The sequence below is a fragment of the Streptomyces sp. NPDC017991 genome (genome assembly GCF_044328075.1).
Taxonomy (GTDB): domain Bacteria; phylum Actinomycetota; class Actinomycetes; order Streptomycetales; family Streptomycetaceae; genus Streptomyces.
The window spans coordinates 208513-232526 of sequence record NZ_JBIRGP010000010.1 but is presented as its reverse complement, the minus strand read 5'-3'; the positions used below and the strand labels follow the sequence as shown (position 1 = coordinate 232526).

Annotated in this window: 18 protein-coding genes; 7 read left to right on the top strand and 11 right to left on the bottom strand. The window is 71.6% G+C overall.

From position 1 onward, the window contains the following. Positions 1-50 precede the first annotated feature (50 nt). A complete protein-coding gene (locus tag ACH4DZ_RS28475; protein ID WP_398290214.1) occupies positions 51-1550 on the bottom strand; it encodes a hypothetical protein in 1500 nt (499 codons plus the stop codon). A 232-nt stretch (positions 1551-1782) separates the two neighbouring features. On the opposite strand from ACH4DZ_RS28475, the gene ACH4DZ_RS28470 reads away from it, so the two are divergent. Next, positions 1783-2925 (top strand): aminoglycoside phosphotransferase family protein, encoded by a 1143-nt coding sequence (locus tag ACH4DZ_RS28470; RefSeq protein ID WP_398290213.1) that lies wholly within the window; start codon positions 1783-1785, stop codon positions 2923-2925. A gap of 311 nt (positions 2926-3236) precedes the next feature. Then, on the top strand, positions 3237-5255 hold the full coding sequence (locus ACH4DZ_RS28465; RefSeq protein ID WP_398290212.1) for an N-acetylmuramoyl-L-alanine amidase: 2019 nt from the start codon (positions 3237-3239) through the stop codon (positions 5253-5255). 47 nt (positions 5256-5302) lie between these two features. Here ACH4DZ_RS28465 and ACH4DZ_RS28460 read toward each other — a convergent pair whose 3' ends face one another. Further along, positions 5303-6157: a (2Fe-2S)-binding protein gene (locus ACH4DZ_RS28460; protein ID WP_398290211.1), complete on the bottom strand. Its 855-nt coding sequence runs from the start codon at positions 6155-6157 to the stop codon at positions 5303-5305. A 288-nt stretch (positions 6158-6445) separates the two neighbouring features. Between ACH4DZ_RS28460 and ACH4DZ_RS28455 the strand changes: the two genes are divergently transcribed. The 4 genes from ACH4DZ_RS28455 to ACH4DZ_RS28440 all read left to right on the top strand — a co-directional run bounded on the left by ACH4DZ_RS28455 (position 6446) and on the right by ACH4DZ_RS28440 (position 12740). Then, positions 6446-7627: an acetyl-CoA carboxylase biotin carboxylase subunit family protein gene (locus ACH4DZ_RS28455; RefSeq protein ID WP_398290210.1), complete on the top strand. Its 1182-nt coding sequence runs from the start codon at positions 6446-6448 to the stop codon at positions 7625-7627. Between the two features lie 53 nt (positions 7628-7680). Then, a complete protein-coding gene (locus ACH4DZ_RS28450) occupies positions 7681-9537 on the top strand; it encodes an IucA/IucC family protein (RefSeq protein ID WP_398290366.1) in 1857 nt (618 codons plus the stop codon). A gap of 99 nt (positions 9538-9636) precedes the next feature. Next, entirely contained in the window at positions 9637-11532 is a 1896-nt protein-coding gene (locus ACH4DZ_RS28445; protein ID WP_398290209.1) for an IucA/IucC family protein, read from the top strand. Continuing rightward, entirely contained in the window at positions 11529-12740 is a 1212-nt protein-coding gene (locus ACH4DZ_RS28440) for a type III PLP-dependent enzyme (RefSeq protein WP_398290207.1), read from the top strand. The genes ACH4DZ_RS28445 and ACH4DZ_RS28440 overlap by 4 nt, the downstream gene beginning before the upstream one ends. Here the strand turns inward: ACH4DZ_RS28440 and ACH4DZ_RS28435 are convergent. The 9 genes from ACH4DZ_RS28435 to ACH4DZ_RS28395 all read right to left on the bottom strand — a co-directional run bounded on the left by ACH4DZ_RS28435 (position 12737) and on the right by ACH4DZ_RS28395 (position 22162). After that, positions 12737-13234: a hypothetical protein gene (locus tag ACH4DZ_RS28435; RefSeq protein ID WP_107019075.1), complete on the bottom strand. Its 498-nt coding sequence runs from the start codon at positions 13232-13234 to the stop codon at positions 12737-12739. The two genes, ACH4DZ_RS28440 and ACH4DZ_RS28435, sit on opposite strands and share 4 nt — an antisense overlap. Before the next feature lie 86 nt (positions 13235-13320). Continuing rightward, complete coding sequence (locus tag ACH4DZ_RS28430) at positions 13321-16452, bottom strand: ATP-binding protein (RefSeq protein WP_398290206.1); 3132 nt, start codon at positions 16450-16452, stop codon at positions 13321-13323. 125 nt (positions 16453-16577) lie between these two features. After that, entirely contained in the window at positions 16578-17003 is a 426-nt protein-coding gene (locus ACH4DZ_RS28425; RefSeq protein ID WP_398290204.1) for an ACT domain-containing protein, read from the bottom strand. 9 nt (positions 17004-17012) lie between these two features. Further along, complete coding sequence (locus ACH4DZ_RS28420) at positions 17013-17477, bottom strand: universal stress protein (protein ID WP_398290203.1); 465 nt, start codon at positions 17475-17477, stop codon at positions 17013-17015. 153 nt (positions 17478-17630) lie between these two features. Beyond that, positions 17631-17873 (bottom strand): DUF397 domain-containing protein, encoded by a 243-nt coding sequence (locus tag ACH4DZ_RS28415; protein ID WP_055617755.1) that lies wholly within the window; start codon positions 17871-17873, stop codon positions 17631-17633. 82 nt (positions 17874-17955) lie between these two features. Further along, on the bottom strand, positions 17956-19158 hold the full coding sequence (locus ACH4DZ_RS28410) for a thiolase domain-containing protein (RefSeq protein WP_398290202.1): 1203 nt from the start codon (positions 19156-19158) through the stop codon (positions 17956-17958). Beyond that, the gene (locus ACH4DZ_RS28405) at positions 19155-20243 is read right to left on the bottom strand and encodes a thiolase domain-containing protein (RefSeq protein ID WP_398290201.1); all 1089 of its coding nucleotides are present in this window, start codon (positions 20241-20243) and stop codon (positions 19155-19157) included. Before ACH4DZ_RS28405 ends, ACH4DZ_RS28410 begins: the two co-directional genes overlap by 4 nt. After that, positions 20244-21224 carry a Zn-ribbon domain-containing OB-fold protein gene (locus tag ACH4DZ_RS28400; RefSeq protein ID WP_398290200.1) on the bottom strand — a complete coding sequence of 327 codons (981 nt, stop codon included), beginning with the start codon at positions 21222-21224 and terminating at the stop codon, positions 20244-20246. 137 nt (positions 21225-21361) lie between these two features. Next, positions 21362-22162, bottom strand: a complete 801-nt coding sequence (locus ACH4DZ_RS28395) for a crotonase/enoyl-CoA hydratase family protein (RefSeq protein WP_398290199.1) — start codon at positions 22160-22162, stop codon at positions 21362-21364. Positions 22163-22392: 230 nt separating this feature from the next. On the opposite strand from ACH4DZ_RS28395, the gene ACH4DZ_RS28390 reads away from it, so the two are divergent. Then, a complete protein-coding gene (locus ACH4DZ_RS28390) occupies positions 22393-24012 on the top strand; it encodes an acyl-CoA synthetase (protein WP_398290198.1) in 1620 nt (539 codons plus the stop codon). Positions 24013-24014 lie beyond the last annotated feature (2 nt).

Genomic DNA, 24014 nt, shown 5'->3' with positions numbered 1-24014 from the left:
GGAATACTGCGGCGGGCGGCCCAGGTCGCTGGTCCCAGGGCACAGGCCCCCTACGCCCGTGCGCTGTTGTTGCCCCTCGGTTTCAACGCGCCCTTGGGCAACGACAGTTTGATCTCCTCACGCAGATCGTGGATCTTCGGATAGCTGGAGTACTGTCCCGTCAGCCGGTACATCTCCCGGAGCCGGTCCCAGGTGCGATGGGACGAGTTCGAACCCATCGACGTCAGGGCCAGGCGTGCGTACCGGTCGGCCTGTTCGGGGTCGTCGGCGATGAAGCAGGCCGAGGCGAGCGAGAGATGGTCGAAGATCTTCGACCGGTCCCGGCCCTTCTCCCGGAGCGCCAGAGCCTCCTTGGCGTGGCGCTGCGCGACGGCGGCCGCGGCCGGGTCGTGCTCCGCGAGCGTCCGGTACGCCAGGGCCTGCATCCCGTGCATGTCCGCCTCGTCGAAGAGCTGCATCCAGCTCGGCGGCGGCACGTCACCCCTGTCCGAGACGAAGAGGTCCTCCGCCTCGCCCAGGGTGCGCCGCATGGCCTGGCCCTTGCCCAGTGACGCCTGCGCCCAGGCCTCGATGGTGTAGAGCATGGCCTGCGTACGCGGCAGGACCTCGTCGCCGGATCCCGACTTGGCGAGATTCATGAGGTCGAGCGCGTCGTCGGGCCGGCCCAGGTGCACCATCTGACGGGCCGCCCGGGAGAGCGCCTCGCCCGCGCGGGGCCGGTCACCGCCTTCCCGGGCCGCGTGGGCGGCGATGATGAAGTACTTCTGCGCCGTGGGCTCCAGGCCGACGTCGTGCGACATCCAGCCCGCGAGGACGGCGAGGTTGGCGGCGACGCCCCACAGGCGCCGCTGCAGATGGTCGGGGTGCCGGTAGGAGAGCATGCCTCCCACTTCGTTGAGCTGCCCTACGACAGCCTTTCTCTGCAGGCCGCCACCGCGGGCCGCGTCCCAGGCCCGGAACACCTCGACCGAGCGCTCCAGTTCCTCGATCTCCTGCGACCCGATGGGGGCGGCCTCGTAGCGGTCGAACCCGGCGGGGTCGGCGTGCAGGGGACTGTCGGTTTCAGGGGCGTCGGCCACCAGGGCCGGATCGGTGTGCAGCCACTCGTGCATGGAGCTGCTGATTGCGGATCCTGCGGCGAGCGCGGCGCCCGCGCCCACCAAGCCGCGTCGGTTGAGCATGAGGTCCATTCCCGTGAATTCGGTGAGGACCGCGGCGGTCCGCTCGGGCGCCCACGGCACACCGTCGGGATGTTCCGCACTCCCGCCGCCCTGCCGTTTCCCCGTGCGCCCGTGCCGGACCAGACCGAGATCCTCGATGGTCACGACACGGCCGAGACGCTCGGTGAACAGTGCTGCCAGCACCCGTGGCACCGGATCGCGCGGGATCTCGCCCGTGTCGATCCACCGCCGCACCCTTGAGGTGTCCGTCGCCAGCTGGGGGTGGCCCATGGCCGCCGCCTGCCGGTTGACCATCCTCGCGAGTTCGCCCTTGGACCAGCCGGCCAGGCCGAACAGGTCCGACAGTCGGGTATTGGGTTGTCCGCTCACGTCAAGCCCCCAGGTTCTCGGCTGAGTTGACAGTAACCGTCTGTCAGTTGCTGAGCGACTATTCGCCAGGGTTCGCCAGGGCACGCCAGATGGTGTGCCAGTGGGCGCCGGGTGTCAGGTAGGAACGCGCCACCCCGACCCGGTCACCGAGGGCCACTCCCCAGGGTGTACCGACGCGACCGGGGCGGGTAGCGCGGCAACTCGCCGGCACACGAAGGGATCTGTTTCGCCCATGTACACAGCATCGTCCTCCGTGTCCGCCCCACCCCGGTCGCTGCACGCCCGCCCGGCAGGCGGCGGCCCCTACCTCGACCCCGCGCGTCCCGCGGCGGCTCCCGTGCTCGGTGGCGGCCGGTCGCGGCGCATTCCGGGGCTCGGGACGCCGCCGCTCAGCGGGAGACTCGACCTGTCCGGCCCCCAGGGCGCCCAGCTGCGCACGGCGATCGCGTCGGTGCACCGGATCTGCCCGGAGTTCGCTCCGGTTCAGGTGCTGCGCCGCAGCGGACGCTCCGTGCTCCTTGTCGGTACGACAGGGCGCAGCACCGCGGTCGCCAAGTGTTTACTGGACCACTCACCCGTGTGGACCGAGCGGATCCGGCACGAGATAGCGGCATACCGCTCGTTCGTCCGGCACCGCCCGCCGGTCCGGGTGCCCCGGCTGATCGCGGCGGACCCGGACAACTGCACCCTGGTGATCGAGCGGATGCCGGGACGGGTGGCGGCGCTGAACCGGCATCCGGTGGAGGCCCCGCCCCGCGCGGACATCAGGGCGGCGCTCGGCGCGATCTGCCGGCTGAACGCGTGGCGGCCGCCGGCGGGGACCTTCGACGCCCCGCTGGACTACGCGGCGCGGATCTCCCGCTACCACGAGCTGGGGCTGCTCACGGACCGGGACATGGGCGACCTGCAGAAGTTGGTGCACGGCATCGCGCACTCGGCCGGCCGCCAGGGCATGGGCCAGTTCTGCCACGGCGATTCCCTCCTGTCGAACATGCTCCTCTCACCGGCCGGTCCAGTGCTGGTGGACTGGGAGCACGCGGGTTGGTATCTGCCGGGGTACGACCTGGCGACGCTGTGGGCGGTCCTCGGGGAGGCGCCCGTCGCCCGCCGGCAGATCAGCCAGCTGGCCCAGTCGGCGGGACCCGCGGCGCGTGACGCGTTCCTGGTGAACCTGATGCTCGTCCTGACCAGGGAGATCCGTACGTACGAGACGGCCGTGCAGCGGTCGATGCAGGAGACGGCTCCGGCGGCACCGGGAGCGGCCCACCCGGGCGCCGCGCCGTCCGGCGAGGAACAGCGGCTGCTGCTGAGGCGGCTGCACGACGACTGCCAGATGGCCCGCAAGGCCGTTCGCGCGGCGGTCGGTACTCGCTGACGGGAACGAAGGCCCGCGGTACGCCCAGGGACAGGGCGCACCGCGGGCCTTCTTCGTGGCCGCGTCCTTCTCCGCAGCCCTTTCCCCCAGCCTCTTCCGCGGCCTCTTCCGCGGGCTTTTCGCCAAAGGTCCACTCCACTGACGCCTCGCAGGCCGGGTCACCACCGCGCCGAAATCGGTGAACCCCCACCGCTGACGTGGGAAATCGTCCGCCTCGGGGAATGATTGACGGATCGTCGGAGAGCCGGTACCACTGACGCACACCCGCCCCCGTACGCACCGTCACGCCCGATCGTCCCAGGAGGCCTGCTTTGCGAGGATCCCCCACCGACCCCAGCACCTGCGCCCGGCACGGACGTGCCCGCCGGACCGCGGGTGCCGTCGCCTCGGCCGCACTGCTGCTGCCCCTGCTCGGTGCCGCCCCGTACGACGGCGTCGGCGACGGCGACAGCGGCCGTACGTCCGCGCCCTCCGCGCATCTGCAGAATGCTTTCGCCAACGCCGCCGACGAGTACGACGTACCGCAGAGCGTGCTGCTGGCCGTCTCGTACCTGCAGTCCCGGTGGGAGGCGCACGAGGGGGCTCCGAGCGTCACGGGCGGCTACGGCCCGATGCATCTGACCGACGCCCGCACGGCGCTCGCCCGGACCGCGGCATCGCATCACAGCGACGGTACGGAGGACCCTCGGGGCGACGATTCACGCGGCGCCCGTCTGCCCGACACACGGGATGCGGACACGCGGGTTCCGGAGAACGCCGAACTTCCGGCCCGCCTCAAGACGCTGACGAAGGCCGCCGAGCTGAGCGGCATTCCCGCGGAGCGGCTGCGTACGGACGCCGCCGCGAACGTGGCGGGCGGTGCCGCGCTGCTGGCGGCGGCGCAGAAGCAGCTCGGCGAACCGCTCAGCGACGACGCGGCCGACTGGTACGGAGCGGTGGCGCGCTACTCGGGTGCCGACGACACGGCGACGGCGGCGACGTACGCCGATGACGTCTTCGACGTGATCCGCCGCGGCGAGGAGCGCACGACGGACTCGGGGCAGCGGATCTCGCTGGCCGCGCGGCCACGCTTGCGACCGGCGACGGCCCAGCTGAAGGGGGCGGGGCTGCGGGCACCGGCCGCGGGCACCACCGAGTGTCCGTCGACCGTGTCCTGCGAGTGGATCCCGGCGCCGTACGAGGAGTTCGGGGACGGCGACTACGGCAACCATGATCTGGGCGACCGGCCGAAGTCCCAGAGCATCAAGTACATCGTCGTCCACGACACCGAGGGCGCCTGGGACGGCGTCCTCGACATGGTGCAGGACCCGACCTATGTGTCGTGGCAGTACTCCCTGCGCTCCACCGACGGGCACATCGCCCAGCATGTGAAGGCCAAGGACGTGGCCTGGCACGCGGGCAACTGGTACATCAACGCCAAGTCGATCGGCCTGGAGCACGAGGGTTTCCTGACCGCGCCCGACACCTGGTACACGGAGGCGATGTACCGGTCGTCGGCGCGTCTGGTGACGTATCTGGCCAAGAAGTACGGCATCCCGCTGGACCGGCAGCACATCCTCGGCCACGACACCGTGCCCGGTACGACGACCGCGACCATCCCGGGGATGCATACGGACCCGGGCCCGTACTGGGACTGGCAGCACTACTTCGCGCTGCTCGGCAAGCCCCTGCGCGCCACGGCAGGACCGAAGGGCGGGCTGGTGACCGTCGCGCCGAGGTTCGCCACGAACAAGCCGGTGTTCACCGGCTGCGTCACGGCGGCCGAGCCCTGCGCGGCCCACGGATCCAGCGCCGTACGCCTCTACACCGAGCCGCGCGAGGACGCCCCGCTCGTCAAGGACATCGGTCTGCGACCTGACGGCGGCGACTCCACGACCGGTGTGAACGACCTCGGCTCGCGGGTCTCCACCGGTCAGCGGTACGCGGTCGCCGGGCGCGACGGCGACTGGACGGCGATCTGGTATCTCGGCCGGAAGGCCTGGTTCAAGAACCCGGCGAAGCAGCCGACGGCGGTGGACGCGGCCGGTGCCGTCATCACCCCGAAGGCCGGACTGACCGAGATCCCCGTGTACGGGCGCGCCTACCCGGAGAAGGAGGCGTACCCGGAGGGCGTGCCCGTCCAGTCGGTCTCGCCGCTGCCGTACAAGCTGCTCGCGGGGCAGAGGTACGCGGTCGGTGACAAGGTGCCCGGCGAGTACTTCTACGCGCCGACCTTCGACACGACACCGCACCGGGTGGTGCGGGGTTCGGACATGTACTACGAGATCCAGTTCGGGCACCGGGTGGCGTTCGTACGGGCCGCCGATGTGCGGGTGATGCCGTCCGCGTGAGCCATCCTCATGAGCCGTCCGCGTGAGCAGGGCGGGCTGCGCCGGGGTCAGGACTCGATCCGGCGCAGTCGCTCGGCGTCGCAGGTGCGCGGGCAGGTGGCGCAGGCCTCGGCGGGGCGGATCGTGTAGTAGAGGCAGCAGCCCATCCGGGTGCGGGTCGGGTGCTGCCGGCCGTCGCCGCCGGTGAGGTGGCGGAAGTCCGCTCCACCGGGAAAGGGTGCGACCGCTGAGGGCAACAGGGCGGTGGCGGCCCGTACGGAGTCCGGTTCCCTGCCGAGCATGCGGCCGAGGTACCAGATGCCGGAGACGAGGTCGTCGGTGACCAGGCCCCACAGCGCGCGCGGGCCGCGCCGGATGTAGGGGGCGATCGCGGAGAGCAGCGGCTCCATGTGGTCGGCGACGGCGACCCTCAACTCCGCGCGCAGAGCCTCCTCGTGCGGGACCGTCAGGACCCCGGGGAGAGAGCCGGCCGAGTCCTTCGGCAGACAGGCCAGGTCCGGTCCGGGGGTGATCTCGAACGTGCCGGACGACAGGTCGATCCGCACATCCTCGGGGCGGACACGCGGCACCCGGCCGGTGAGGTACCAGACGCCGCTCATCAGCAGGCCGACCGACCACGCGTAGTCGTGGAGGGCACGGGACGCGGCGACGTCACGGCGCGGGACGTGGTCGTAGCGTTCCCTGATGCGGGAGTCCTCGGCCGACAGGAACGCCTCAAGAGCGTCCTGATTTTTCGTCAACTCCGCGCCGCTCAGGCTCGTACGGGTGAAGTCCGACGCCGGGTCCGCCACCCGTACCGCCAACGCCTGGCACACCTGCGTCAGGTGCCGATAGGTGTCGGAGAGCAGGCCTGACACGGTCGCGGGCACACCGGTCGACACGGTCTCCAGGGCCACGGTCATCGGTACTCCTGCGCAGGGGGAAAGCAAGAAAAGGAGGTAAGCCTTACCTTAGTATAGAGATCGCTAACAGCGGTGCGTGACAACACCCCCCGAACAGCGATCAAGGGAGGCGCACGTCACAGCACCTTCATGGCCGGTTGAGAAACAAAACATGCCTCCCCTGAATTCACTTGATGTGACTACGACCGAACAGGCCGCGCCTGCGCGGGCAGAGCCCTGCCTCAGCACGCCCCACCGGCCGACCGGCCATCCTCACCCGCCCGCCCACGAGCGGAAGTTGTTCTCCGCGTGCGTATGTATCTGCTTGCCCGCAACCCCACCGACTCCGTCACGGAAGGGTTCCTCCCCGCCGCCGCCCGGCTGGGCCTGGACGTGACGGTGCTCACCGACCAGCCGGACGCCCATCGGCGCGTGTATCCGGAGATCGAGATCGTGGGGTGCGACGTCCGCGACTTCCGTTCCGTCATCACCCGTATATCGACGCTCGGCCGTCCCGACGCGGTCTTCTCCAACAGCGACCATCTGCAGACCCAGACCGCCTTGGCCGCCGACTACTTCGGCCTGCCGGGCAAGGACTGGCGGGTCGCCCTGCGCACCAAGGACAAGGCGGAGATGCGGCGCCGCCTCGCGTCCGCCGACGCGGACACGGTGTGGTCGGCGGAAGTCACCGAGGACACGGACGTGGCCGCTCTGGACGCGCCGTACCCGTGTGTGGTCAAGCCGCGTGAGGGCGTGGCCAGCGAGGACGTCGTACGCGTCGAGGGCCCGGAGGAACTGGCGGCCCGCTGCGCGGAGATCCGTGGCCGGCGCCCCGGTGCCGCCCTGGTCGTCGAGGAGTATCTGCCCGGCGAGCTGTACACCCTGGAGACACTCGGTGACGGTCACGTCCGCCATGTCCTGGGCGGCTTCCACACCGTGCTGTCCCCGCCGCCGTACTTCATAGAGGAGCGGCTGACCTTCGTCGCGGCCCATCCCGAAGCGGTCGTCGCCCAGGTACTCGCCCAACTCGACGTTATCGGCGTCGGTTTCGGCGCCTGCCACACCGAGTTCGTGGTGCACGAGGGCCGGGCGAGGATCATCGAGGTCAACTACCGCGCCATAGGCGACCAGTGCGATCTGCTGCTGGCGCACCTGCTGGAGATTCCGTTCTTCGAACACCTCCTGCGTACGCATCTGGGTGAGCCCCTGCCCGCCTCGCTCGGTGAACGGCGCGACGGCGTGGCCCGGCTGGACTATCCGTGCGCGGAGAGCGCGGGAACGCTGACGGCGGCCCCGGCCCCGGCCGACCTCACCGTCGACGGGGTGCGGTTGACCTACCGTCCGCTCCGGGAGATCGGTGAGCGTCACGAGGTGTACCGCACCAACCGCGACTTCCTCGGCGTGGTGAGGGCCACCGGAACCGTCCAGGAGGACGTGGACAAGGCGGTGGCCGGGTTCCTGGCCGGTCAGCGGTGGGAGATCCAGCCGTGATCGGTTCGCTCCCCGGAACCGGAACCGGTGACGGCGAAAGTACCGGTACCAGTATCGGTACCGGTGTCGGTGTCGGTGTCGCGGGCGTGGCGGCCGGCACCGCCGAGGGCGAACTGGTGATCCGGGTGCTCAGCGCCCTGCTGCGCGAGGACGTCGTCGGCCTGCGCTCGTCCGGCAGGCTCGTACACCGACCGGACGGCGCCTGGCTCCGACGGGCCGCCGGGACGGGGCAGTCCCTTCTGCTGCCGGTCGTCGAGGACGGGTTCCAGTGCGAGTACGCGGCCCGACTGCCCCTGCTCGTGAAGGAGTTCGGGGCGCCCGGGAAGGCGGAGGGACCCGAAGGGCCCGGGGCGTCCGAGCCCGTGTCCGTGCCCGTGCCCGTGTCCGTGTCCTACGAGACGTGCGACACGATCCTCGCCGCCCTGCGCCCCCTCGCCCACCCTCTCGACCGGGACGGATTCGACGCGTTCGGCGAGGAGTGCCGTCAGACGCTGGCCACCATGCGGCTGCACACGGCGACCCGCGACGAGGTGGTCAGGCAACTGACGGGCCGTCACGGCCATGAGCCGGCACGTTGGCAGGGGATGACCGGAGGGCTGGCGTACGACACCCTCGCCGCCCGTCTGGACCATCCCGTCTATCCCACCGCACGCGGCCGTTCCGGGCTGAACGAGCGGCAACTCCGCGCCTACGCGCCGGAGTTGTTTCCCCGTTTCGCTCTGCGCTGGCTCGCGCTGCCGCGTGACGCGGTCACGGTCACCGGAACGCTCCCGGACGGCTGGCCCACCCCCGCGCGACTCGGGCTCACCGGACTCGATGGCACCCATGTGGCCATGCCCGTACACCCGTTGACCGTCGGGCCCGCGCTGGACGGGGCCCTGCGCGCCACCGGGCTGGCGGACCGCGCCGTGCTCGCCGACCGCCCCCACCTCGAAGCCGTGCCGACCCTGTCGATGCGTACCGTGGCCCTCTCCGCGCAGCCGTCCCTGCATGTCAAACTCCCCCTGGCGACCGCCACGCTGGGGTTGCGCAACCGGCGGACCATCAAACCCGGCACACTCCTCGACGGGGCCGCGGGACAGCGTCTGGTCGAGCGGATCATCGACCGCGAGCCACGCTTCCGGAGCACGATCCTGCACGCCGACGAGACCGCGTACGCGCACGCCGGGCACGAGCTGCTCGCCGCGCTGTTCCGGCGGTACCCCGACAGCCTCCAGGACGCCGTCGTCGTTCCGATGGCCGCGCTCCTGGCCGAAGCACCCGGCGGACGACTGGTCGTCGACCATCTGACCGACCGCTTCTTCGACGGTGACGTCCTCGGACTGCTGGACACCTGTCTGACCCTGCTCTTCGACTGGCAGACCACCCTGTTCGGGTACGGGGTCGCGCTGGAGTCGCACCAGCAGAACATCTCACTGGTCCTCGACCGGCGGCACGACGGCCGGACCCGGCTGCGCCTGCTGCTGAAGGACAACGACGGGCCGCGCATCAACGGGACGCGGCTGACCGAGCGGCTGGGGGCCGCGGCTCCGGGACCCGGGGACTTCGACGACGTCAGGACCTTCACCGAGGAGGACGGGCCAATCGTCGACCTGTTCACCACGATCACGGTCCATCTGTGCGCGGGCGCCTACGCCTTCGGACTGGCGGGGCACGGCCGGGCACCCCTTCCGGTGCTGCTGCGGCTCGTGCGCGACCGGCTCGCCGAGGCGATCGAACGGCTCGGGACGGGAACCGGCGAACCCGGTGCCGTGCTGCGGGCCCGGGTGCTGGACGCGCCGCGCCTGCCGGTCAAGGCGATGGTCACCGCCGGAACGCTCCTCACCAAGGAACGTTCGGGCGCGGTGGACATCAACAAGCACTACACCAGCGGGCCCAACTACCTGCGCCGCATCGGGACGTCGGCATGAGTGCCGAGGCCCGGCGCTGCCGGCCCCCTCCCCGGCCGGTGCCCGGATCTTCCGACGCGCGACCGTTCTTCGCTCTCTTCGCACCTGCTGGAGCCGCACATGCCCTCGCTGACCGAGTCGCTCGGTAGCACCTCCCTCGCCATCCCCAGCCGCACCCCCAGCCCCGCCCCCGAATCCGCAGCGCAGGCGCAACTCCCCTCGGCCGACGAGGTCGTGGCGCACACACTCCTCAACTGTCTGGTGCGCGAGGTGTCGGCCCCCGAGCAGCAGACCGCCCTCACCGACCGCCATCTGCTGCTGCGGCTGCCCCGCCGAGGTGTGCTGCTGCGGATCGCGTTGCGGCGTACGTCGATGCTCGGCGCGCACCGCTTCACCGGACCGGTGAGCGAGCGGACGGCTGACGGCGACTGGAGCGAGATCGGCTGGCGGCGATTGGCGGAGCACACACAGGACGAGCTGTCCCTGCGGACCGGTGCGCGCAACGAGGAGTTCCTGGAGCAGATCGACTCCAGCCACCGGAGTATCGCCGCGTCCTTTCCCGCACGGACAGGCGCTCCGCGCGTACGGCCCGGCACCGGCCCGGCGGCGGACACGCCCGTCGCCGCCTACCTCGCCTCCGAGCAGTCGCTGCTGTTCGGGCACCGCTTCCACCCCACGCCCAAGGCCCGCACCGGGGACGCGGACTCCTGGCCCGCCTACGCGCCGGAGGCCGGCGCCGCCTTCCCGCTGCGCAACCTCGCCGTGCGCGAGCACCTGATCGCTGAGGAGTCCGCGGGGCCCGGCGCCCTGGACGCACTCGACCGGCTGATCGCACCCGTCTCCCTCCCCGAGGGCTACCGGCTGCTGCCCGCCCATCCCTGGCAGTACGAGATGCTGCGCGAACACCCGACGCTGCGCGCGGCTCTCGGACGCGGGGACATCCTCGACCTCGGGCCGGGCGGCAGGCCCTTCGCCGCCACCGCCTCGGTACGGACCCTGTACGACGGCGAGTCGTTCCTGAAGTTCAGCCTCAACATCAGAATCACCAATTGCCTGCGTAAAAACGCCAGTTACGAGCTGTCCGGCGCCGTCGCGCTCACCCGGGTACTGGGTCCGGTCCTGGCCGACCTGGCCGAACGGTTCCCGGGCAGCGCGGTGCTGCGCGAGCCCGCCTACCGCAGCCTCGCCCTGCCCGGTCCCGACGGAACACCGGACCGCGACCTTCTCGAAGGCTTCGGCGTCATCGTCCGCGAGGGCCTGGCCCACCGGCTCCTGCCCGGCACCACCCCGCTGCTCGCGGCGGCCGTGGCGGACGAGTACCCCACCGGTCCCGCGCACATCTCCCGGCTCCTCGCCGGGGCCGGGCCGCGGGCCGCACTCGACTGGTGGGCGGCCTACCTCAGGCTGCTCGTGCCGCCCGTACTCGCCGCCTACTTCGACCACGGCCTCGTACTGGAACCCCATCTGCAGAACGTGCTGATCTGCGTCGACGGCGACGGCATGCCCGCGCAGGTCCTGTTCCGGGACCTGGAGGGCACCAAGCTCGTGCCCGAGCGGCACGCCGAGACCCTCGCCTCGCTGCCGCCCGAGGTCGCGGGCCCGATGACGTACGACGCGCAACGCGGCTGGGACCGGGTCGTCTACTGCCTGCTGGTGAACCACGTCGCCGAGCTGCTCGCCGCCATCGCCGATCTGCATCCCCGTGCCGAGGCCGCGTTGTGGGCCGAGGTCCGCGGCGCCCTGCGGACGTACGCCGACCGCTACGGCTGTCCACCGCCGCTGGCCGCGCTGCTCGCTGGCGTGCCCCTGCCCGCCAAGACGAACCTTCTGACCCGCTGGGAGCGCAAGGCCGACCGCGAAGCCGGATACGTCCGTCTGCCCTCGCCACTCGGCGAGCCGATCAGCCAGGCACTCGGTGAGCCGCTCGGCGGAGACGCCCCGCCCCGCACGACCGCTACCGCTACCACTACCGCTACCGCTACCGCTACCGCTACCGCTACCGGGGGCACCCGATGACCGATCCCACCGACGCCGTACGGGACCGGGTGCGCTCCCTGCCCTCCGGGGAACTTCCCGCCTACATCTACGACTTGACGGCGCTGCGCGCGCACGCGGCGGCCGTACGAGCCTGTCTGCCCGAGCGCGTCGAGCTGTACTACGCGGCGAAAGCGAACCCGGAGCCGGAGATCCTGGCCGCACTGGGCGCGTACGTGGACGGATACGAGGTGGCGTCGGGCGGCGAACTCACCCATGTCGCCGAGGCGGTGCCGGGCCGCCCGCTGGCCTTCGGCGGTCCCGGCAAGACTCCCGCCGAGATCGTCGCCGCGTTGCAGCTGGGCGTGGAGCGCTTCCATGTGGAGAGCGAGTACGAGCTGCACATGCTGGCCGAGCTGGCCCGGCAGGTGCGTCCCGACGGCCGGGTGGGAGTGTTGCCCCGTTTCAACCTGCCTGTCGCCGCGGGCTCGTTGGCGGCGAGTTCCCTCGCCATGGGCGGGCGCCCCTCACCCTTCGGCCTGGACCCGGCCCAGGCGGACACGGTCATGGGTCTGCTCACCGACGGCACGTACCCGCATCTCGAACTCAAGGGTGTGCACGCCCATCTGGCGTCGGGACTCCGGGCTCCGGAGCAGCTCGCGGTGGCCGAGTCCATCGTGGACTGGGCCGTCCGACTGGCTGCGCGGCACGGGGTCCGGCCGGCGGAGGTGAACGTCGGCGGAGGCATGACGGTCGACTACGCGGCCCCCGACGAACGCTTCGACTGGGCCGCGTACGGGACCGGGCTCGCCCGCCTTCTGTCCCGGCACCCGGATCTGACCCTGCGTATCGAGCCCGGGCGGGCGCTGACGGCGTACTGCGGCTGGTACGCGACCGAGGTACTGGACGTGAAGCCGAGCCACGGCGAGGAGTTCGCCGTCGTGCGCGGCGGCACGCATCACCTGCGCACTCCGGCGACCAAGGGGCACGACCAGCCCTGCACCCTGCTCAGGGTGGAGGACTGGCCGCATCCGTGGGCCCGGCCGGTCACGCGGGGCGAACTCGTCACGCTCACCGGCCAGTTGTGCACTCCGAAGGACGTGCTCGCCCGGGACGTCCCCGCGCCTGCGTTGCGCGCGGGTGATCGCGTGGCGTTCGGGCTGGCGGGTGCCTACGCGTGGAACATCTCGCACCACGACTTCCTCATGCACCCGCACCCCGGTTTCCACTTCGTCGGTGCGCCGGGCTAGCCCTGCTGGAACAGCTCCGCGGGCAGCGGCTTCAAAAGCGCGTACAGGTCGTCGGTGATGGGGCGGTCCCAGGCGGCGATCGTCACGAGGACCTTGTCGCTGCGGTCGAACTGCACACAGGAGATACGCGTCTCGGAGAGCTTGAGGCGGCGCACGATGAGGAGGTTGTCACCCTGCATGACCGGCATGTCCTCGGCGCCGGTGACGACGACCTCTTCGTCGTTCTCCAGCGCCTGCAGCAGCTGCGCCACCTCGAAGGGGACCTCTCCCTCGGCGACCTCCCGGGCCGGGGAGCCCTCCGGCAGATTGCCGATGATCATCGCCGGACCGCGGCCGCCGAACAGGTCGTAACGCAAGAACACACCCTGGCAGCTGCCATCGGGGGCGGGCAGCAGGCCCGCGCCGAGATTGCCCGGCCAGTCGCCCGGATCCATGGCCAGAACGTCGAAGTCTGGCCCGGCGGGAGTGGCGCTACGGCGGCGGAGGAAGGACATGCCGCAATGGTACGTGCATCGGAGGGCGTACGGCCTTGGGGTCGGCGGCCACCGAGCCTGGATCCACGAACTTCTCCCAGCAGCCCCTAGGCCCGAGGGCTCTCCCTCCTCGCCGTGCCCAACGCCGCCCTCAGCCCCGTCCGCTCCGTTCCCACCTTCCGGTACACCGCCGACAGCAGCCGTACCACCGTGGTCTCCTCCGTGCGGAGCCGTTCGGCGATGGTCGCCGGAGTGAGGCCCCGCACGGCCAGTTCCGCGACCGCGCACTCCCGAGCGGTGAGCGTGTCCGTCTCGGCGCTGTGCAGGCGGCGGGGCCGCAGCCCGGCGGCCTCCAGTTCGTCGCGCGCCGCCGCGGCCAGCCCGTCGGCGCCGCACTGCACGGCCGCGTCGAGCCCCCGGTACAGGTGCTCGGCGGCCTCCCCGGGACGGCTGCTGCGGCGCAGCTCCGCGCCGAGGGCGACGAGCGCGCAGGCCAGTTCGTACGCCGCCGGGGAGCGCTCCAGATGGTGCACGGACTCTTCGAGGAGGTTGACGCGGGCCAGTCCCGAGGAGACGTCGGCCGCCGCGCGCAGCGCCTGGCCCACCGCTGACGGCGCCCCGTACTGCCGGGCCCGCCGCACCGCGTCGGCCGCCGTGGCCACGGCCCGCTCCGGCGCGTCGTGGCTCTCGGCCCGGGCCAGGTGCAGCTGCCACGGACACCAGGCGGGATTGCGCATGCCGCGCGGGTCGAGGCGGCGCCCGGCCGCCGCGAGTTCGGCGGCGGCGTCCTTGGCCAGGCCCCTGGCCAGCAGCAGCTCGCCGTGGACGGTCTGGGAGTCGGGGAAGACGACCGCGGCGGGGAACGGCTCCTCGAAGGCGTGGTCCTCGGCGATCCGCGTGGCCTCGGTGAGCCGGCCGCGGGCGAGCAGGACCTCGACGAGGATGCCGACCGCGTACCAGTGGGCGGGGGTGCCGGGGCCGACCCGTTCGGCGAGCCCGAGCCCCGCGCGGACGAAGTCCTCGGCCTCGGCGAGCCTGCCGCGGCGGAAGCGTACGTACGCGAGCAGGGTGTAGCCGAAGGAGAGGTGGGCGCCGTGCCAGCCCTGCCGTTCGAAGTCGGCGATCCCGGCGGCGAACAGTTCCTCGGCGCGCCCGGGCCGGTCGGCGTACATGAAGGTGAGGGCGACGAGGACGGGCACCTCGAAGCCACGGTCGGCCTCGGCCCAGCCGAAGCCGCCGGCCAGGGCGCGCTCCGCGTGGTGGACCGCGAGGTGGGCGGGTTCGCCGCGCAGGGTGGCGTCCCAGGCACGCAGGCCGATCACATAGCGCTCGGTGAGGTCGCGGCCGGTGAGCCGGTCGGCGAGCCGGGCCAGCCGGCGGGAGCGGGCCGGCGACTCGGGTTCGTCGGCCCGGAAGGCGTCCCACATGAACTGTTCCGACTGCATCCGCAGCCGTACGCGTACGTCTGCGGTCACCCTGATCTCGCGGGCGAGGGTGTCGGAGGCCTCGCCGAGCCGGTCGCTGTGGGCGAGGACCTGGGAGAGCCGGTAGACGATGTTGTGGCGCAGCCCGGGGTCGTGGATCGGCTCCTCCAGGGCGGCGCGCAGATGGTTGACGGTGGTCGCCGGCTCGGTGAGCAGGGAGGCGCAGCCGAGTTCGTAGAGGACCGCGGCGCGTTCCGCGAGGGGCGGGGGTTCGCGCAGGGCGCGGGCCAGGTGGCGGCGCGCGGCGTCGGGGGCTCCGGCGCGCAGGGTCTCGCGGGCGGCGGCACGCAGTTGCTGGACGACCCAGGTGTCGCCGTCGGGGTGGGTCTCCATGAGGTGCCGGGCGGCGGCGGACGGGCCGAGCCCCGCGTCGATGACGCACCAGGCGGCCTGTCCGTGCAGTGCGACACGGAAGCTGCCGGGGATGGCCCGGTAGACGGCGGTGGCGATGAGCGGGTGGACGAATTCGAGTGGGCCCTCGCCCGTCACGGCGCCGGTCAGGATACGCGCGTCGCGCAGGGCGTCCGCCGCGTCGGCCGCTTCCTCGGAGCCGAGGCCCGCCACGGCCGCGGCGAGCGTCGGGGAGATCTCGGTGCCGAGGAGGGCGCAGGCCCAGGCGAAGCGCACGGTGGAGGTGCCGAGGCGTTCGAGGCGGGCGACGAGTCCGCTGCCCTTGACCGCGGCGGCCAGGTCGCGCAGCAGGTGCGCGCCCGGTTCGGTCGGGGCCAGGCCGCGGTCGCGTACTTTCGCCGTGAGTTCGACGGTCTCGAACGGGTTGCCCGCCGTGACGGCCCAGCACTCGCGGCAGAACGCGTCGTCGGCCCGCGTGCCGAGCGTCTCGCGTACCAGGCGGGCGACGGCGTCGGCGCTCAGCGGTTCCAGATCGAGGGGGCGTCCGCCCGCGCGGCCGGGCAGGCCCCTGAACGCCTCGGCGTGGTCCGGGAGTTCGTCGGGGCGATAGGCGACGACGAGGAGCAGGGGCAGTTGCTCGGCGCGGGGTGCGAACGCGGCGAGCCACCGCAGCGACTCCGGGTCGGCCCAGTGCGCGTCGTCGAGGACGAGAACCATCGGCGCCCGGCGCACGGCGAGGTGGGTGAGGACCCAGTCGAGTCCGTCGCGCAGGCCCTGCTGGTCGGGCGGCGGGCCGTCGGTGGCGGCGCACAGTCCGAGTGCGGGTCCGACGATGGCGTACCAACTGCCCAGCGAGGTACGGAGTTCGATCTCGGGGATGCCCGCGAGCTGGGGTTGGAGGAGTTGCCGTGCGACGTGGAAGGCGACGCGCTGTTCCTGGTCGCCGCCTCGTGCGGACAGGACCGTGCAGCCCTTGTCCTCGGCGCGCCTGCGCACTTCGGCGAGGAGGCTCGTCTTGCCGATGCCGGCCCGTCCGGCGAAGGCGAGCAGTCCGCCCCGGGACCGGTCGGGCGGCTCGGCGCCGTCCCTGAGAGGGGCGGTGTTCCCGGGAGGGACGGTGTTCCTGGGACGGACGGTGTCGTGCTGCAGCTCGGGGGCTGTTCGGCGCGGCTGCTGCGGCTCGGGGGTGTCCGTACGGGCCCCGGCGGCGATCGCACGGAGTCCGAGAGGGTCCGCGCCGAGCCCGAGAGGGTCGGCGCTGAGTCCGAGAGGGTCCGCGCTGAGTCCGAGGGTGTCCGTACCGGGTCCGAAGGGGTCCGTGCGCAGCCCGGTCACTTCGCCCAACGCCTCGTCCACCGCGGCGAGTTCCATCTCGCGTTCGAAGAGCGTTCTCCTGCTCCGCATGCCCTGCCGCCCCATGACGCACCCCCTGCCACGGTGGTGCGGCCGACGCGGGGAGACGGTGCGCACCGTGGCCTACAGGCAGCTCAGCGTACGCCGGGGGCGAGTGCCGCGGGCCCGTCCGGCTGTTACCGGCCGGAGCGTTCGGCCAGCTGTTCCAGCAGGGCCACCGCCTCGGCGGCCCGCTCGTGCGGGACGAAGAGGTGGTCGTGGTGGAAGCCCGCGACGACGTTGCAGCTCAGGCCCTCTGCGGCGAGTGCCTGGGCGACGGCTGCCGTGAGTCCGACGGCGTCCAGCGCCGAGTGGATGCGCAGGGTGATCCACCCGGCCACATAGTCGTAGGTCAGGCGTGCGGCGTCGGCGTCCTCCTGTTCGACGACGAGGGTCAGGCCCTCGTCCTCGACGACGGTGACGACGGGTGAGAGACCGGGGGGTGCCGTGCTGCCGGGGACGGTGGTGAAGACGTAGCGGCCGGGGTGCAGGGCGGGTTCCATACCGCTCAGCAGCCGCCCGAGATCACGTTCCGCGCCCGTTCCACCGCTCGTTCCGCTCATGCCAGGAGGTTATGCCGTTTTCTTGTGCCGCTCGTGGTGGCGGGCGACACGAGCACGGTTTCCGCACGAGGGTGTGCACCACCCCTGGCGCGGGTGGTCCTTGCGGAAGTAGCGCACACAGCGCGGGGCGAGGCAGGCGCGCAACCGCTGCCGGTCGGGGCTCGCGAGGAAGGCATCGGCGGCACGGGCCAGGGCCGGCGCGAGGTCCGAGCCGTCGCGCACAGACTCTTGAGGTAGGAAGCGTTCCTCGCCCAGGCCCTTGAGCCGGTCGCGGGCCAGGTCGAGCACCTGGTCGGTGTCCGGTTCGGGCTGGGCGGCGGTGAGCGTCTCCGGCCGCAGCCAGGGGCCGTACTCCCGCACGTGGGCCACACGGAGCGGAGCCTCGCGTCGGCGGGCCGCGTCGAGGGCCCGGTCGAGAGCGCGCAGGCTGTCGTCCGATCCGTCGACCGCAGCGATGGCCGGCAGGGTGTTCATGGGATTCTCGCCTCCGGAACGCCTTCTTCCGCTTCCTGTGGCCGGCCTCGCTCAGGCAGGACCCCAGGAAGGCGTCGAAGATCGCACGTCCGGAAGAAGGGACGGGAAACGCCCCCTCCTCAGGCGGGATCGGGTCTCCGGCGGGATCAGGTCTCAGGTGAGGTCGAACTCCCCCTCCCGCGCCCCCGACACGAACGCGCCCCACTCCGCGGGCGTGAAGATCAAGGACGGGCTCTCCGGGCGGCCACTGTTGCGCATAGCGATGAAACCCTCGACAAAGGCGATCTGGACATCCCCCTGCCCTCGGCTGCTCGAATGCCAGTCGGCGCTGCTGAGGTCAAGCTCCGGCTTGTCCCAGCCCGCGAGCGGGTGCTGCTGGATGGTGCTCTCGGCCACGTCCGTGCTCCTCCCGGTTCGTCGTCCGCGGCCAGCCTAGCTTTCGGCACCTGCCGCGCACAGGCCACGTAAGAGGGACAGTTCACGAGGTGGGCGGCTCGGCTCCGACCAGCCACATCGAGAAGAACTGGGAGCCGCCGCCGTAGGCGTGCCCGAGGACCCGGCGGGCGCCGTCGACCTGGTGTTCTCCGGCCTGTCCACGCACCTGAAGCGCGGCTTCGGCGAAGCGGAGCATTCCGGAGGCACCGATGGGGTTGGTGGAGAGCACCCCGCCCGACATGTTCACCGGAAGGTCGCCGTCCAGTTCCGTGACCCCGGACTCGGTGAGCTTCCAGCCCTCGCCCTCGGCGGCGAAGCCCAGATTCTCCAGCCACATGGGCTCGTACCAGGAGAACGGGACGTACATCTCGACCGCGTCGATGTCCCGGCGGGGGTCCGCGATGCCCGCCTGCCGGTACACGTCGGCCGCGCAGTCCTTGCCGGCCTGCGGGGAGACGAAGTCCTTGCCCGCGAAGAGCGTCGGTTCGCTGCGCATCGCGCCGCCGTGCATCCAGGCGGCCGGCCGCGGCGACCGGGCGGCCCCCGCCCGGTCGGTGAGGACCATCGCGCAGGCGCCGTCGGAGGACGGGCAGGTCTCCGAGTAGCGGATCGGGTCCCAGAGCATCGGTGAGGCCTGGACCTTCTCCAGCGTGATGTCGTGCTCGTGCAGATGCGCGTACGGGTTCTTGAGCGCGTTGCGACGGTCCTTGTACGCGACCAGGGAGCCGACCGCGTCGGGCGCGCCGGTGCGTCGCATGTAGGCGCGCACGTGCGGGGCGAAGAAGCCGCCCGCTCCGGCGAGCAGGGGCTGCTGGAAGGGGATCGGCAGGGACAGGCCCCACATGGCGTTCGACTCGGACTGCTTCTCGTAGGCGAGGGTCAGCACGGTGCCGTGGACGCGGCCCGCGATCAGGTTCGTGGCGACGAGCGCCGTGGAACCGCCGACGGAGCCCGCGGTGTGGACGCGCAGCATCGGTTTGCCGACCGCGCCGAGGGCGTCGGCGAGGTACAGCTCGGGCATCATGACGCCCTCGAAGAAGTCGGGCGCCTTGCCGATGACGACGGCGTCGATGTCGGCCCAGGTCACCTCCGCGTCGGCGAGGGCGCGTTGAGCGGCTTCGCGGACGAGTCCCGCGATCGACACGTCCCGTCGGGCCGCCACGTGCTTGGTCTGGCCGATCCCGACGACGGCCACGGGCTCCTTGCCCGTCGCGGGGCTCGTCGCGGGACCTGTCGCGGGGCTCATCGCGGGTCTCCTTCCAGTACGGCGACCAGGTTCTGTTGCAGGCAGGGCCCCGAAGTGGCGTGTGCCAGAGCCCGGTCGGAGTCACCGCGCCCTATCCGTGCGGCGGCCTCGCCGATCCGGATGAGACCCGCGGCCATGACGGGGTTGGCGGCGAGCGCTCCCCCGGACGGATTGACGTCGACACCGTCGCCCAGCCGCAGGGCCTTGCGCAGCACCACCTCCTGGGAGCTGAAGGGCGCGTGCAACTCGGCGGTGTCCACGGGCCGTTCGAAAGCGCCCGCCCGTTCCGCCGCCAGCCGTGTGGAGGGCGAGTCGGTCAGATCCCGTACCCCCAGGCCGTGTGCCTCGATGCGGTGGTCGATACCCCGTATCCAGGCGGGCCGCTCGCACAGTTCACGGGCCCGCTCCCCCGCGGCGAGGATCACGGCGGCGGCTCCGTCCCCGATGGGCGGACAGTCCCCGGTGCGCAGGGGGCGTACGGCGTACTCGCCCCGCGGCACCGAACCGCGCAGCTGCGCATGGGAGTTGCCGGTGGCGGAGGCTCGGCTGCGGGTGGCGACGGCGGCGAGCGCCGGCTCGTCCGTGTCGCCCGCGTCGATGAGCGCCTGCGCCTGCAGGGCGGCCAGGGCGACGGAGTCGGGCCACAAGGGGGCCACGTAGTACGGGTCGAGCTGCCGGGTCAGCACATCGCGTACGGAGCCGGGGGACGACTTGCCGTACGCGTACACCAGCGCGGTGTCCGCGTCGCCGGTGAGGAGCTTCGTCCAGGCCTCGTACAGCGCCCAGGCGCCGTCCATCTCCACGTGCGACTCGGAGATCGGCGGCCAGGCTCCCACGCCGTCGAGGGCCATGGTGAAGGAGAAGGCCCGGCCCGCGAGATAGTCCGTGGAGCCGGAGCAGGTGAAGCCGATGTCGCTGGTCTTCATCCCGGTCTGCGCCAGGACCTGGTGCAGGACCGGCATGAGCATCTCCACCTCGGAGAGCTCGTCGCTGGTGCGCCGGTGGTCGGTCTGCGCGAAGGCGACGACGGCGATGTCCCTGAGCGGGCCGGCTGCGGGCCTCGGCGCAGGCCTCGGTGCGGGCATCTACAACAGCTCCTTGTACGTCTCGTAGTCCGCGTCGGGTTCGCCGGTGGGCCGGTAGTGGTCGGGATGGCCGCCCCCGTCCGACCACACCGGCTCGACCCGCAGCCCCATGCGCACCTGGTCGTAGGGGAGGCCGCCGATCCGGCCGTGCAGGGCGAGGTCGGCACCGTCGAGAGCGATGTGCGCGTAGACGTACGGCACGTCGATGTCGAGGTTCTTCGCCTTGATGTTGACGATGCAGTAGGTCGTCACTGTGCCGCGCGGACCCACCTCGACCCGTTCCAATGTGGCCACACCACATGTGGGGCACGCCCCCCTCGGCGGGACGTACACCTTGCGGCACGACGGACAGCGCTCCCCGACGACGCGCCGCTCGGCGAGCGCGTGGATGTAGGCGGTCTGGGCACGGCCGGGCGAGTACGTGTAGTCGAGCCGGGCGGGCGCGACGATGCCTGTCACCGGATTCTCGAACCGCCCGTCGTGACCGGCCGGTTCGAAGGTCTCCCCCGTGGCCGGCTCGTACTGCTCGTGCGGCTCGTGCGGCTCGTGCGGCTCGAAGCAGGCGATGTCCGTGATGCCACCGGAGCGTTCCGCGGCCCAGCGGACCCGGACGCGCATACCGGTGTGCACGGAGTCAGGGCCGCCGGGGGCGTCGAGAGCGTGCAGCAGCCCGGTGTCGGCCCCGTCGAGCCGCACCAGTACCCACGCGAACGGCCGGTCGAGCGGCTGTCCCCGACGGGGTTCATGGTTCCAGGCCCAGGTGGTGACCGTCCCGGTCGCCGCGACCTCGACGAGCTCGCTCAACTCTTCGGAGCTGACCGGGTCGTACTCGACGGGCGGCACCAGCGTGCGCCCGTCGACGGTCTTCACCCCCAGGACGACCCGCTCACGCAGCCCGGTCAGGAACGCGCTCTGAACGGGCCCGAGGGACCGCGTAAAAGGAAACTCGACGACAAGGGGAGCTTTGAGAACTTCGGGCACGGAATCTCCTCACAGTTTGGGGCCGCGCTCCGGCACGGGCTGCACCTGCGAACGGGCTGCGCTCCGAAAGGGGCGCGGGGAACTGCGCGGCCGGCCACGACGGGCCCGCAGCTACGAACCGTCCCACTGACGGCACGTCACTCCCGCCGATACACCGCGGCCCGCCGCTCGGCAAAGGCCCGAGCCCCCTCCTTCGCGTCAGCGGTGTCGAACACCGGCCACCCCCGCTTCAGTTCGGCCGCGAGACCCTCCGTCTCGCTCATCTCCGCGGTCTCGTACACGGACGCCTTCACCGCCTCGACGGCGAGCGGGCCGCAGGCGTTGACCTGCTCGGCGATATCCAGGGCCTTCTCCAGAGCGGTCCCGTCGGGCACGACATGCCCGATCAGCCCGATGCCGGCCGCCTCCCGCGCCGAGTACGGCCGCCCGGTCAGCAGCATCTCCAGCGCGTGCGTACGCGGAATCTGCCGCTGGAGGCGGACCGTCGAGCCGCCGATCGGAAACAGCCCGCGCCGCACCTCGAAGAGCCCGAACGTGGCGGACTCCCCCGCGACCCGGATGTCGGTCCCCTGGAGGATCTCGGTGCCGCCGGCCACACAGTGGCCCTCGACCGCGGCGATCACGGGTTTGCGCGGCCGGTGGTGGCGCAGCATCGCCTTCCAGTGCAGATCGGGGTCGGCCGTGAGGCGGTCCCGGTGCCGCTGCCCCTCCATCCCCTTGCCCGCGAGGGCCTTCAGGTCCATGCCCGCGCAGAACGCGCCGCCCGCACCGGTCAGGACGATCGAGCGGATGGCGTCGTCCTCGTCGGCCTCGACCCAGCCGTCGTACAGGCCGACCAGCATCGGCAGCGAGAGCGCGTTCTTGACCTCGGGCCTGTTGAGTGTGAGCACCAGTGTGGCGCCTTCGCGCTGCACGGTGAGGTGTTCCGTCCCACCCATAGCCGTCCTCCCGTCTCAGGAACGAGAACAGGTTGCAGGAGGCGCCGAAGCAGTTCAAGGGTTTTCTGACAGACAGTCAGATTTCTTCTGCGCGGACCCTTCACAGTTGTGGCGGGCTTTGCTCTGATGACCGGCGAAGCGATGACGCACGTCCACTCATCGATGCGCGTCCGATGCCCGTCCCGGCGCACGTCGATGTCCGTCGATGCTTGCCGGGGTCTGGAGGAGCGGTGGAGTACAACCTTGCCGATCTGTTCGAGTCGGTCGTCGACGTGGTCCCCGACCGTGAGGCGCTGGTCCACCTCGACCATCCCGGTACTGGAGCCGAGCGGCGCCTCACCTACGCGGAGCTGGACGCGGCGGCCAACCGTGTCGCCCACCACCTGATCGACGCCGGCATCCGTCCCGGTGAGCACCTCGGGCTGCACCTCTACAACGGCATCGAGTACCTGCAGACCGTCCTGGGCTGCCTGAAGGCGCGGATCGTGCCGGTCAACGTCAACTACCGTTATGTCGAAGAGGAGTTGATCTACCTCTACCAGGACGCCGACCTGGTCGCGCTGGTCTTCGACGCGGAGTTCACCGAGCGGGTGGCGGCGGCGCTGCCGCACGCCCCGGCGCTGCGCCTGCTCGTGCGGGTGGGGGTCCCGGCCCTGGACGCGCCCCCGCTGCCGGCGCTGGACTTCGCGGCGGCCGAGGCCGTCGGATCCCCCGGGCGGGGCTTCCCGGCACGCTCGGCCGACGACCAGTTCATCATCTACACCGGCGGCACCACCGGGATGCCGAAGGGTGTGATGTGGCGGCACGAGGACCTGTTCTTCGCGGGCCTCGGCGGTGGCGCTCCGACCGGCGAGCCGGTGAAGAAGCCGGAGGAGCTGGCCGAGCGGGTGGCGGCCGGCGGCGACGGGATCACCTTCTTCCCCACGCCCCCGTTGATGCACGGCACCTCGACCCTCACCGCCTTCATCGGCTTCCACTTCGGCCAACGCATCGTGATCCACAGCAAGTTCGTGCCCGAGGAGGTGCTGCGGACCATCGAGAAGGAGAAGGTCACCAGCGTGTCGCTGGTCGGCGACGCGATGCTGCGGCCACTGATCGACGCGCTGAACGGGCCCATGAAGGGCACCGACTGCTCCTCCCTGTTCAGCGTCTCCTCGTCGGGTGCGATCATGTCGGAGACGGTCCGCGCCCAGTTCCAGGCCCTCGTGCCGAACGTGATGCTGCTCAACAACTTCGGCTCCTCGGAGTCCGGCTTCAACGGCACGGCGACCGCCGACTCGGGCCCCGGCCGCGGCTTCCGCATCCAGGTCAACTCCCGTACGCGGGTGGTGGACCCGGCGACGTACGAGCCGGTCGCCGTCGGCGAGCCCGGACGCATCGCGCAGCGCGGACACGTGCCTCTCGGCTACTACAACGACCCGGGGAAGACCGCCGAGACCTTCTTCGAGAAGGACGGCGAGCGATGGGTCCTGCTCGGCGACATGGCGACCGTCGACGAGGAGGGCATCGTCACCGTGCTGGGCCGCGGCTCGCAGTGCATCAACACCGGCGGGGAGAAGGTGTATCCGGAGGAGGTCGAGCAGGCGCTCAAGTCGCACCCCGACGTGTACGACGCGCTGGTGGCCGGAGTGCCCGACGAGACCTGGGGCAACCACGTGGCGGCCGTGGTGCAACTGCGCGAAGGCGGGGGGCGGCCCTCCCTGGACGAGATCCAGACCCACTGCCGTACTCATCTGGCGGGCTACAAGATCCCGCGCCGGCTGGTGATCACGGACTCCATCCAGCGGTCCCCGAGCGGCAAGGCGGACTACCGGTGGGCACGGTCGGTGGCGGCGGAGGCCGCACGCTGAAG